We start from the raw sequence: 12,758 nt of genomic DNA, 5'->3' as shown, positions 1-12,758 counted from the left end.
TGCAATAGGCCAGCTATTGACGCGTAAATTTGCCTTATTTTCACTGAAAATCTCTGGCTAGAGAAAATAAAATTAAATATAACTATGATTCAATACGTTAGTAAATCTCTTAACCAGAGTTCAGGTTAAATAAACAACAAAATTTTATTGTTACTTGCTAAAAAGCAATTATTTTAAACTGCGGTGGTATTTGCTATTCTAGCGCTAACAAAAAATATGATTTGAGGGAATATAATGAAAAAACTCGTGATAGCTATATTAGCTACTGCAGTGCTGGCTGGCTGTAAAACATCACCAACAGGGCGCACCCAAATTGCGCTTTATTCTGATCAACAAATGAGTGAAATGGGCACAGCCAGTTTTGCTGAGATGAAAAAAAATCAGCCAATCAATAAAAATCCACAAACTAACGCGTATGTAAATTGTATTGCCGAGCAAGTAGTGGCTGTTTTACCTAAGCAGTACGCTTCGCAAAAATGGGAAGTAGTGGTATTTGAAGACGACTCAGCGAATGCGTTTGCATTACCAGGCGGTTACATTGGTGTGCATACGGGGCTGCTAAAAGTGGCTACTAACCAAGACCAAGTGGCTACAGTGCTTGGCCATGAAGTAGGGCATGTAATTGCAGAGCATTCGAACGAGCGTGTATCGCAAAGCTCAATGCTACAAACCGGCATGCAAATTGGCGGTGCAGCTCTTGAAATGGGTAATGTTGGGTATCGTAACGAAATTATGCAGGGTTTGGGCTTGGGTGCACAATACGGTGTTGTATTGCCGTTTAGTCGTTCGCACGAATCAGAAGCTGACGAAATCGGCTTGGATTTAATGGCGCAAGCTGGTTTTGATCCAAAAGAGTCAGTTACTTTATGGCAAAATATGAGTAAAGCGGGTGGTGGCGCAACACCTGAGTTTTTATCAACTCACCCAGCACCAGCAAGCCGCATTAAAGACTTGCAAGCACAAATGAGCCAAGCTTTAGGTGAGCAAAAAACAGCAAGAGCACAGGGTAAAAACCCACAATGTAAGCTGTAATTTAGTTTAACTACAAATAAAAACCCTGTAAGTAATTTACTTACAGGGTTTTTATATTCAGTGCTAATCTTTATTTATTGAGTAAAGAGCTATTAGGGAGTCCATATAAGACCCTAGTTAAAGCTTAAAAAGTCCACTCAACATGAAGTTGTGGTACCGATTCTGTAACATCAGTGCCAAATTTGTTATGCCAATATTGCCACTCCATCCCTAGCAACAGAGTGTTTTCTTTCATTTCAAGGGCATGGCCTAAATCCCAGGTAATAATAGGCTGCGCTAAAAACCACGCACGCACATCTTGACCAAATTCATTTTCACGCTCAGCAATGTACTCAACATGGCCCTTTACATTAAACTTTTGCGTGCCGATCATAAAAGGGTAATCAAACGCAACATCAAACATCCAGCTATTAGTTTCTATAGGTGCACCACCTTTTGCTACGCCTTCACTGTCATCAATGTAGGCAGTTACCAATGTCTGAAAAAAGTTAAAACCAGGTACATCCCAGCTTAATTTAACACCCGGTAAATATTTCATTACCTTGGCGTCTCCTGCTACGTTAATACCGGCGGTTAAACCAACATCAATTAACGCGCCTGAACCAATCTGTTGGCCGGTAATAGCTGATAGGCTAACGGTTGAATACCATTCGCCATAAAAATCACGGTCTTGAAAACCGTCTTCAAGGTCGTCTTTACTGTAATCAATAAAGAAAAAATTATCGCCGTAATCATAACCAGATGCGTGCTGAATTGAATACACAGCGGTATCTGACTCTTGCTCTGTGAATGGATTTGTTTGCTCGCCATAATTAATGTGTAGAGCAGTACTGCTCCAGTTAGCAGCAATAGCTGAGGTAGATAAAGCGCAAGTGCTTAAACATAAAGCGGGAAGTAATTTTTTTAGTTTCATAATACTAATTAGTGTGACACGCGGGAGCGCTATTATAAGCAAAGGGGAGTGGTTTGTTAATTATTATATTACTGTGTTGTAGCTTAATCACTAAGCTACAACACAGTAACGTTAATTTATGCTTTATTTCTGCGCAGACAAATAACCGCAATAGCACTAAAAGCTAATATAAAACAGTAATAAGAAGAAGTTGATACTTCCCATGGGCTAATTTTAAATGTAGCTCCAAGTAGCAATGCTTGCGCGCCATAAGGCAGGGTCCCTTGCGTTACGCAGGCAAATATATCGAGCAAACTAGCCGAGCGTTTACCAGTAATATTACCATCATCAGCAAGTTTTTTAGCAATTGGGCCGGTAACAATAATAGACACGGTATTATTAGCAATACACATATTGCTGGCCATTACTAACGCCGCTATACCGAGTTGGTCAGCCACTTTTCGATGCCACTTAGCAATCACTTTAGTAATTGCTTGGATTTTTTGCGCTATGTAATCCAGGCCACCATTAAGGCGAATAAACTCAGAAAGACCACCTATAAACATCGACAGCAAAAATATTTCTTGCATGTCGGTAAAGCCTTTATAAATATCTTTTACAAAGCTGGCGCCTTCATAGCTACCAGTAAAGCCCATAAGTGCAGCAAAAACAATACCGCTAAGCAAAACTACAAATACGTTAAAGCCCATTACCGCAAGCACTAAAATAAAGGCATAAGGCAACACTAATAAAATGTCGTAATCTTTGGTTTCAACAACTTGTGCAGCGGGTGTTAAATATAACAACAACGCAATTGTAACAATGGCGGCCGGAATAGCTATTTTAAGGTTTTCTTTAAACTTATCTTTCATTTCACAGCCCTGAGTACGGGTGGCCGCAATAGTGGTATCTGAAATAATCGATAAGTTATCACCAAACATCGCGCCCGATACTATAGTACCGGCCATGAGTGCTGGATCTATGCCGGTTTTAACCGACACTGCATACGCTATAGGGCCAATGGCACCAATAGTTCCCATTGAAGTACCCATGGCGGTGGAAATTACGGCGGCAATTAAAAATAATCCAGGGAGCAATAAAGAAGGTGGAATAATTGACAAACCAGCGTTAACAACCGCATCAACGCCACCTGTGGCACCGGCAACAGCAGAAAACGCACCCGCTAATAAGTAAATTAAACACATGGTAATTATGTTGTTATTACCTACGCCTTTAATAAAGGTTTCGACGCTTTGGTTTATTGAGGTTTTATTTAAAATGAAAGCCAGAATAATGGCGGGTAAAATAGCAACAGGTGCAGGTAATTGATAAAAAGCGTAATCAACCCCTTGTGATTGTAAATATAAGCCTGAGCCTAAAAATATCGCTACAAAGGTAAGTAGGGGAAGCAAAGAAAGTATTGCTTTATTTTTGTTAAATGATGGCTGCATCATATTCCTCGTATTATTGAAAAAAGATCACAGCCAAAAACTCCTCTTTTAGCTGTGTTTAGCGAATCCTCCACTGTACTTAAACTAGGAGACCACTGCGCCCGCAAGCCAAAGACCAAATCGACGCTGAAAAGAAGTTTAAATGTATAGACGGCTAAAGTAAACTGGTATTATTACTTAAATTAAAAGTGTGACCTGACTATTACATGCTATTTAGGTAATATCTAGCCTAGTAAATAGTGTTAATTGACCAATAGTATCTTCGCGCGAGCCACAAGGTGCTGCAAATTAAAATATTAGGTAAGGTAATGACAAAAAATAAAATCGGTGTTTTTGGTGCCAACGGCAGAATGGGCTCAGCCTTATTAGAAGCAGCAAGTACAAAAGAGCATAGTGAACTTGCAGCCGCTTATGTACGCAGTAGTTCACCGTTATTAGGCATTAATGTTAATCAACTCAACAGTGCTGCAGATAAAACAGTAACCTTTAGCGATGAAGCTAATATTACGAATGTTGATGTATTAATTGATTTTACTTTGCCAGCCGGCATGCGCACACATTTACAAACAGCGGTTAAGCAAGGTGTCCCTATGGTAATTGGTACCACCGGGCTAAACGAAGCCGATATGACATTGCTACACGAGGCTGCAAACCATATTCCTATCGTATTTGCGCGCAATTATAGTGTGGGGGTAAATGTATTACTTAATTTAGTGCAAACAGCCGCTACAAAGTTTGGCGATGATATGGATATTGAAATTTTTGAAGCGCATCATCGCCATAAAATAGATGCGCCGTCGGGTACTGCGCTGGCCATTGGCGAAGCCATTGCAGATGCAAAAGGCTGGGATCACGACAAAGTTGCCGTATACGACCGCAGCAAAGTTGAGCAGGCTAAGTCGCAAAATGAAATTGGTTACTCGGTGCTCAGAGGCGGCGACATAGTAGGTGAACACACCGCATACTTCGCAACAATGGGCGAAAGACTCGAATTAACCCATAAAGCAAGCTCAAGAATGACCTTTGCATTAGGTGCTATAAGAGCTGCAGGCTGGTTAATAAATAAACCCGCAGGACTTTATGATATGCAAGATGTGCTAGATTTGAAGTAGTTAACTTGTTCTTTCAGCTGTTTGGGTCTGAATAAAGGTACAAGCAGTTATTTATTATAATTTACTAAATAGCGTTAGATCTAAAAGAAAACTTAATGTAAAATGCAGCCAATTTGCCAAAAATTAATAATCGCGTGTTTCCAATTATACCCAAGTGGCTTGAAAAAAGCGGGGTTCAGTGGGAATAAAGTCGTTTTAAGGCAAGAAAAAATGATTAAGGTTTAAAGCTCGTTATCGGCGTCATTTAACACTGTTTATAAAATAACTTTATCCACAAAAACTCGCTTTAACAATCGCCTGGGTATTGGCGGGGCGTTAAGCATTTTGCTTAGCCTCGTTTTTTACTGTTAGGAGGTTAATTTGACTAAATCCGCTCTGTTAGTCCTAGAAGACGGCACAGTGTTTCGCGGTACTGCAATCGGCGCTGACGGCATGTCAGTAGGTGAAGTAGTATTCAATACGTCTATGACTGGTTATCAAGAAATTTTGACTGACCCATCATACGCGGAACAAATCGTAACTTTGACGTACCCACATATAGGTAATACGGGTACTAATAGCGAAGACGAAGAAGCGAATCAAATATGGGCCAAAGGCCTAGTGATCCGTGATTTGCCACTGCTAGCAAGTAATTTTCGTAGCGAGCAATCGTTAGATGATTACTTAAAACAACGTAATATTTTAGGTATTGCGGACATCGACACCAGAAAGCTAACGCGTATTTTGCGTGATAAAGGCGCTCAAAACGGGTGTATTATAGCCGGTGACGAATTAGACGAAAACAAAGCGCTTCAAGCCGCGCAAGCCTTCCCAGGCTTAAAAGGTATGGATTTAGCAAAAGTAGTCTCAACCAAGGAAATGTTTGAGTGGCGCGAATCAAGCTGGACATTAGGCGAAGGTTTTAAAACCTTAAACGCGGCTGATGAAAAGTTTCATGTTGTTGCCTACGACTTCGGTGTTAAGCGTAATATTTTACGTATGCTTGTAGATCGTGGTTGTAAATTGACTGTAGTACCAGCGCAAACCTCTGCCGCTGACGTACTAGCATTAAACCCTGATGGTATCTTTTTATCTAATGGCCCGGGCGATCCAGCACCGTGTACTTATGCCATTGATGCAATTAAAACCCTTTTAGAAACCGAAATCCCTATTTTTGGTATTTGTTTAGGCCATCAATTATTAGCGCTTGCCTCAGGTGCTAAAACAGTCAAAATGAAGTTTGGCCATCATGGTGCCAACCACCCAGTTAAAGATTTAGAACGTGATGTAGTGATGATCACCGCACAAAACCATGGTTTTGCTGCCGATGAAACTACGCTACCTGATAACCTGCGTGCTACGCACACATCGTTATTTGACGGTACTTTGCAAGGTATTCATCGTACAGATAAGCCAGCGTTTAGCTTCCAAGGTCACCCTGAAGCAAGCCCAGGCCCGCACGATGCCGCCCCATTATTTGATCACTTCATCGATTTGATGCAAGCGCGTAAACACTAATTTAACCGGAGTAATAATGCCAAAACGTACCGACATAAAAAGCATTCTTATCTTAGGCGCAGGCCCAATTGTTATTGGTCAGGCTTGTGAATTTGACTACTCTGGTGCACAAGCGTGTAAAGCACTGAGAGAAGAAGGCTATCGAGTTATATTAGTTAACTCAAACCCAGCAACAATTATGACTGACCCTGATATGGCAGATGCGACGTACATCGAACCAATTCACTGGGAAGTTGTAGAAAAAATTATCGAAAAAGAAAAGCCAGATGCAATCCTACCGACTATGGGTGGGCAAACAGCATTAAACTGTGCGCTTGAATTAGACAAGCACGGCGTATTGGCTAAGCACGGCGTTGAGTTAATTGGCGCAACAGCAGATGCAATCGACAAAGCAGAAAACCGCGAACGTTTCGATACAGCAATGAAAAACATTGGTTTAGAATGCCCACGTGCTGAAATTGCTCATTCAATGGATGAAGCAAGAGACATCATTACTCGCATTGGCTTACCGTGTATTATCAGGCCTTCTTTTACTATGGGCGGCACCGGTGGTGGTGTAGCGTATAACTTAGAAGAGTTTGAAGAAATTTGTGAGCGTGGCTTAGACTTATCGCCAACGAACGAATTGCTAATTGATGAATCACTGATTGGTTGGAAAGAATACGAAACAGAAGTTGTACGTGATAAAAACGACAACTGTATTATTGTTTGTACCATTGAAAACTTTGACCCTATGGGTGTGCACACGGGTGATTCGATCACAGTTGCACCAGCGCAAACATTAACCGACAAAGAATACCAAATTATGCGTAACGCCTCTATGGCGGTATTACGTGAAATTGGTGTTGAAACAGGCGGTTCTAACGTACAGTTCGGTATTAATCCTGAAGATGGCCGTATGGTTATCATTGAGATGAACCCACGCGTATCACGCTCATCAGCATTAGCGTCAAAAGCAACGGGTTTCCCAATTGCTAAAATTGCTGCAAAATTAGCCGTAGGCTACACACTTGACGAACTACAAAATGATATTACTGGCGGTAAAACACCAGCGTCGTTTGAGCCGGCAATTGACTATGTAGTTACAAAAATACCTCGCTTTAACTTTGAAAAATTTGCCGGTGCGAACGACCGTTTAACCACGCAAATGAAATCAGTAGGCGAAGTAATGGCGATTGGTCGTAACCAACAAGAGTCATTACAAAAAGCATTACGTGGCCTTGAAGTGGGTGCAACTGGTTTTAACCCAATTGTGGCGCTTGACGACCCTAAAGCAAAAGAAATTATCATTCGTGAACTACGCGAGCCAGGTGCAGAGCGTATTTGGTATATTGCCGATGCAATGCGCCATGGTATGAGCGTTGAGGATGTTTACGAGCTGACAAAAATTAACCGCTGGTTCTTAGTACAAATAGAAGACATTTTAAAAGACGAAGCAAAAATTAGCGACGTAGGCATGGCAGGCTTAAATGCCGACTTCCTACGCAAGTTAAAGCGTAAAGGTTTTGCTGACCCACGTATTGCAGAAATTGCAGGCGTATCAGAAGCTGAAATTCGTAAAAAGCGTCATTTACTAAACATTCTACCAGTATACAAGCGTGTTGATACCTGTGCTGCAGAGTTTAGTTCAGACACAGCTTACATGTACTCAACTTACGATGAAGAGTGTGAAGCCAACCCAACAACCCGTGACAAAATCATGGTGATTGGTGGCGGTCCTAACCGCATTGGTCAAGGCATTGAGTTTGATTACTGTTGTGTACACGCTTCGCTTGCACTGCGTGAAGACGGTTATGAAACCATTATGGTTAACTGTAACCCTGAAACGGTATCTACCGATTACGACACCTCAGATCGTTTATACTTTGAACCAATTACCCTTGAAGACGTACTAGAAATTGTACGTGTTGAAAAGCCAGTGGGTGTAATTGTGCAGTACGGTGGTCAAACACCGCTTAAATTAGCGCGTGAACTTGAAGCGAATGGCGTGCCAGTTATTGGTACATCGCCAGATGCAATAGACCGTGCAGAAGACCGCGAACGTTTTCAACAATTAGTCGAGCGTTTAAATCTACTGCAACCAGAAAACGCTACGGTAACATCAACTGAAGAAGCAATTTTAAAATCAGTTGAAATTGGCTTTCCATTAGTAGTACGTCCATCGTATGTACTAGGTGGTCGCGCCATGGAAATTGTATACGACGAGCAAGACTTACGTCGCTACATGACCGAAGCAGTACAAGCCTCAAACGAAGCACCAGTATTACTAGACCGCTTTTTAGATAACGCGATTGAAGTTGACGTTGACGCAATTTGCGACGGCGAGCAAGTAATTATTGGCGGTATTATGGAGCACATAGAGCAAGCGGGTGTTCACTCAGGTGACTCAGCATGTTCATTACCGGCTCACACGCTATCGCAAGAAGTACAAGATGTAATGCGCAAGCAAGTTACTGATATGGCACTTGAACTTGGTGTTGTTGGTTTAATGAATACTCAGTTTGCTGTAAAAGATGGCTTAGTGTATTTAATTGAAGTTAACCCACGTGCTGCACGTACCGTACCGTTTGTATCAAAAGCAACCGGTGTTGCACTTGCAAAAGTAGCTGCACGTTGTATGGCGGGTCAGTCTTTGGCAAGCCAAGGTATAACTAAAGAAGTTATTCCTCCATATTACAGCGTAAAAGAAGTTGTTTTACCATTTGCTAAGTTTCAAGGTGTGGATCCAATCCGTGGCCCTGAGATGCGTTCAACCGGTGAAGTGATGGGTGTTGGTGATACTTTCGCCGAAGCGTTCGCAAAAGCACAATTAGGTGCAAGCAATACTTTACCACGCGGTGGTCGCGCGCTATTATCCGTGCGTGATAGCGATAAGCCACGTATTGTTGAACTAGCTAGAATCATGACAGACCTTGGTTTTGAAATAGATGCAACAGGTGGTACAGCTGCTGCACTTGAAAATGCTGACATTGCGGTTCGCCGTGTAAATAAAGTATTTGAAGGGCGCCCGCACATTCTTGATAGAATCAAAAGTGGCGAGTATAGCTATATTGTTAATACCACAGAAGGTCGCCAAGCGATTGAAGATTCGAAGGTGTTACGTCGTGGTGCTTTACAGCACAAAACCAACTATACTACGACCTTAAATGCGGCGTTTGCAAACTGTACAGCAAACCAAGCAGATGACCGTGGGAAGGTGACGTCAGTTCAAGAACTACACCTGCGATTGAACTAAGGAAATGTGCCAAGGCCGTTAAATTGCGGCCTTGGGATTAAGTGAGAAAAAGTATGCAAACAATTCCGATGACAGTTCGTGGTGCAGATTTACTGCGCAAAGAACTTACCGAATTAAAAACAGTTACCCGTCCTAAAATCGTCAGCGATATTGCAGTTGCACGAGAGCATGGTGACTTAAAAGAGAATGCTGAGTATCACGCTGCGCGTGAGCAACAGGGTTTTTGTGAAGGCCGAATTCAAGAAATTGAAGCTAAGCTTTCAAATGTACAAATAATTGATGTAACTAAAATGCCTAATACCGGCAAAGTTATTTTTGGTACAACAGTTACTATTGTCAACGTTGAAACTGATGTTGAAGTTAAATACCAGATTGTTGGTGATGACGAAGCAAGTATTAAAGATAATCGTATTTCGGTTAATTCACCGATCGCACGAGGTTTAATTGGTAAGCAAGCAGATGATGCTGTGAACATTGAAACCCCTAAAGGCACCGTTGAATACGAAATCATCGAGGTTGAGTATATTTAATAACTCACTTTACGCGTAAATAAAAGCCAGTGTATTAATACACTGGCTTTTTTGTTTTAAAGTGTTTAAAAGTGTTAAAACAGCCCTTATAAATTGGCCTTAAAAATTTTACTTTGTTACCATATACAGGCTGCAAATTAAGCAGTTTACTCGGAGATATTTATGAACGATACCGACCATCCCTCTAGATTGAGGGCAGAAAAATAACCCGTATTGGTATTTATCTTCTATAAATCTACCTAAGCGGTAGAGTAATTTTATTCTTTCCTATTTTTCTTCTCTCAGACACCTAGATATAAATAATGAAATTAGCCTTATTAAAGTGCTGATTATAGTTACTAGTACGCTGGTATATTAATCAGTCATATAGTTTCATTATTTGATGGTCGTTACCTTATGCTAATGTGTTTTACTCCTAATAAATGGCTATTAGCTAAGCAGTAGTTTTAACTGTTTGAACGCCATGTTATTAATTTAAATAAAATACAATTAGCCTAGCATTAGCCAATCGGGAGATTCGCCATGACGGTAATGAGCAAAAACTACGTAGAAAATAACCCACACTTTTCTCAAGCAGAAATAGGGGCGGCTAGAAAAGTGTTTTTAGCGCACAGCTATAATAAACAAGTGCACTTATTAACAATAATGGATGTTGAAGAAGCGGTTGCTATTTTACAGCACTGTTCAATTACTTATGTACAAGACTTAATAAGTCGTTTAGAAAAAGACGGTTACGACAAACTCGCTCGACACTATGCGCATCAGTTGGGTTTTATTCACTCAGAAGTTGAAACAGCGCAAAGTTATTTAAATACCTCGGCACTGGGGCATGTGCAGCAGCGTATTGGCTGGATCATAGTATTAGCGTTATTAGGTATAGTGTCTGGGTTAATTATTACTCAATACGAAGACACATTAAGCCAGTTAGTATTGTTGGCAGTGTACATGCCGGTTATTGCGGCTGCGGGCGGTAACACAGGCTCACAAGCGGCTACTTTGGTAATACGGGCGTTAGCAACAGGCGAGCTGAAAAAAAGACAATGGTTTGCTGTATTTCTTAAAGAAAGCCAAATTGCAGTGTGTCTTGCGTTAGCGGTGGCGGGCGTAATGGTTATTCGCATCTTATTTTTTAGCGATGTTAAATCTGCCGGTGGGTTCGATTTAAATATAATTGCGATGGCCATCGCAGTGGCATTGTTTATTCAGGTAACTATTTCTACTACGCTAGGGGGGTTATTACCTATTTTAGCGCGGGCACTTAAGCTAGACCCCGCGGTATTAGTGAGCCCTGTATTGGCATCAATTGTTGATATATCGGGGATGTGGATTTACTTTACCGTAGTTAACTATTTTTTAGAAATTGGTTAAATCAAAAATTTTAGGTTTATATGTTTTGCGCTAATCACTTAACACTCAGTAATTAGCGCAAAACTTAGTTTGAATTTATTCTTGCACATTTCCCCCTCTACCAATTACTTTTAACTAAAATTTCTTTAGGTTATTCATCTGCCATCAATTTGATCTATGCTGATATGGATCAATACGGTTTAACGTCCTCTCAAATAAGGATAAATAATGGCTAATATACTTTACCCGGCACCTTTAAAAGTAGGTTCTAAAATTGCGGTGTGTTCGCTTTCAGAAGGGATCGCGGCTAAATATCATGCTCGTTTAGAGAGTGTAATAAACGGTTTAAAACAGCGTGGCTATGAAGTAATTGAGGGGGCGTTTTTACGGCGCAGCGAAGCAACAGCAGAATTAGCTACCAAAGCCCATGCAGAGCAGTTAATGGGCTTTTTAGTTGACGATAGTATTGATGCAATTATGCCTCCCTTTGGTGGCGAACTTGCGATGGAAATACTGCCGCAACTTGATTTTAATGCTATTAAACAGGCTAAACCCAAATGGCTTGTGGGGTTTTCAGATGTGAGTACTGTGGCCTGTGCACTCACTGCTAAATGCCAATGGGCAACGCTGCATTGTGCCAATTTAATGCAATTGCACCCAAACGAAATAAGCCCGTATTGCTTACAAATATTTGAAACCCTAAGTTATGCAGCAAATAGTGAGTTTACACAGGCACCATCAACACATTATCAAAAAGTAGCCCCCGATTATGCACAGCACCCAGAAGCCTTATTTAATTATACCGAGACGACTCAGTGGCAATGCTTAAATTACTTTGATCAGCGTACTATCGAAATGTCGGGGCGTTTATTTGGAGGCTGCCTAGATACCGTGGGTTTATTACTCGATTCACCATTTTTAGACCTGCATGAATTTAAAAAGCACAGCGCGCCCGAAGGGCTAATTTTATACTTAGAAAATTCAGAGTTAACCCCCACTACTGTAGCGCGATTTTTACTGTCGTTAAAACTAGCCGGTATATTTGACGACATTAACGGCATAATTATCGGCCGCAGTGAAATTACACAAGGCAAAAACCCCGAATTTGACTATCGCCACGCATTAAATGTAGCGCTTGGGGGCTGTATGTTTCCGGTTATTATAGATGCAGATATAGGCCATATTGCACCTAACTTAAATTTAATTAACGGTGCTACTTGCACATTAATTGCCGATATAAACGAAGGCAGAGTAATAAAAGCGTCATTAAATACGTCGCTCTCTTAATTGGCTTTGAATAACGTGTCGGTACAGGGGTATAATAAGCTGGCTTTTATAATTCGTTATTTAAGTACATTCTCAGGGCGGGGCGAAATTCCCCACCGGCGGTATGTTTAATTACTATTTTAATTACATTTGTAGTGTTTAAATAAGCCCGCGAGCGCTTTGTTGTTTTATATAATATCAAAGGTCAGCAGATCTGGTGAGATGCCAGAGCCGACGGTTACAGTCCGGATGAAAGAGAATATGGCTTAAATATAGCGTTAATAGTGCGTGGCTTTTGGCTGTGTGCTATTTATGTTTTTTAATTTAAGTTATTGTTGGTACTTATACTTTAATGCTTTTAGAGTTTATTTTATCGATCCTTTCAGTGTCCTGAAT

General features: G+C 41.0%; 9 protein-coding genes and 1 riboswitch. Of the genes, 7 read left to right on the top strand and 2 right to left on the bottom strand.

Features of this window, described 5'->3' with window-relative positions; translation table 11 throughout:
- Positions 1 to 234: 234 nt before the first annotated feature.
- Positions 235 to 1,032, top strand: a complete 798-nt coding sequence (locus tag J5X91_RS03175) for a M48 family metallopeptidase (protein WP_011327907.1) — start codon at positions 235 to 237, stop codon at positions 1,030 to 1,032.
- A 124-nt stretch (positions 1,033 to 1,156) separates the two neighbouring features.
- Here J5X91_RS03175 and J5X91_RS03170 read toward each other — a convergent pair whose 3' ends face one another.
- Entirely contained in the window at positions 1,157 to 1,945 is a 789-nt protein-coding gene (locus J5X91_RS03170; RefSeq protein ID WP_182683246.1) for a nucleoside-binding protein, read from the bottom strand.
- 116 nt (positions 1,946 to 2,061) lie between these two features.
- Positions 2,062 to 3,375 carry a Na+/H+ antiporter NhaC family protein gene (locus J5X91_RS03165; protein WP_011327909.1) on the bottom strand — a complete coding sequence of 438 codons (1,314 nt, stop codon included), beginning with the start codon at positions 3,373 to 3,375 and terminating at the stop codon, positions 2,062 to 2,064.
- Between the two features lie 308 nt (positions 3,376 to 3,683).
- On the opposite strand from J5X91_RS03165, the gene dapB reads away from it, so the two are divergent.
- The 6 genes from dapB (at position 3,684) to J5X91_RS03135 (ending at position 12,383) form a co-directional block, all read left to right on the top strand.
- Entirely contained in the window at positions 3,684 to 4,487 is an 804-nt protein-coding gene (dapB, locus tag J5X91_RS03160; protein ID WP_011327910.1) for a 4-hydroxy-tetrahydrodipicolinate reductase, read from the top strand.
- A 360-nt stretch (positions 4,488 to 4,847) separates the two neighbouring features.
- Positions 4,848 to 5,984, top strand: coding sequence for a glutamine-hydrolyzing carbamoyl-phosphate synthase small subunit (gene carA / locus J5X91_RS03155; protein WP_041454397.1), 1,137 nt, complete (start codon positions 4,848 to 4,850; stop codon positions 5,982 to 5,984).
- Between the two features lie 16 nt (positions 5,985 to 6,000).
- Complete coding sequence (carB, locus tag J5X91_RS03150; RefSeq protein ID WP_011327912.1) at positions 6,001 to 9,219, top strand: carbamoyl-phosphate synthase large subunit; 3,219 nt, start codon at positions 6,001 to 6,003, stop codon at positions 9,217 to 9,219.
- Positions 9,220 to 9,272: 53 nt separating this feature from the next.
- Positions 9,273 to 9,749 carry a transcription elongation factor GreA gene (greA, locus tag J5X91_RS03145; protein ID WP_011327913.1) on the top strand — a complete coding sequence of 159 codons (477 nt, stop codon included), beginning with the start codon at positions 9,273 to 9,275 and terminating at the stop codon, positions 9,747 to 9,749.
- 522 nt (positions 9,750 to 10,271) lie between these two features.
- Positions 10,272 to 11,117, top strand: a complete 846-nt coding sequence (locus J5X91_RS03140) for a magnesium transporter (protein ID WP_011327914.1) — start codon at positions 10,272 to 10,274, stop codon at positions 11,115 to 11,117.
- A 207-nt stretch (positions 11,118 to 11,324) separates the two neighbouring features.
- Positions 11,325 to 12,383 carry a S66 peptidase family protein gene (locus J5X91_RS03135; RefSeq protein WP_208834051.1) on the top strand — a complete coding sequence of 353 codons (1,059 nt, stop codon included), beginning with the start codon at positions 11,325 to 11,327 and terminating at the stop codon, positions 12,381 to 12,383.
- 64 nt (positions 12,384 to 12,447) lie between these two features.
- A riboswitch (FMN riboswitch) is annotated at positions 12,448 to 12,627 on the top strand.
- The last annotated feature ends 131 nt before the right edge of the window (positions 12,628 to 12,758 follow it).

It is taken from the genome of Pseudoalteromonas sp. K222D (assembly GCF_017653575.1).
Classification (GTDB): Bacteria; Pseudomonadota; Gammaproteobacteria; order Enterobacterales; family Alteromonadaceae; genus Pseudoalteromonas; species Pseudoalteromonas nigrifaciens.
This window is presented reverse-complemented; position numbering and strand designations above follow the sequence as displayed.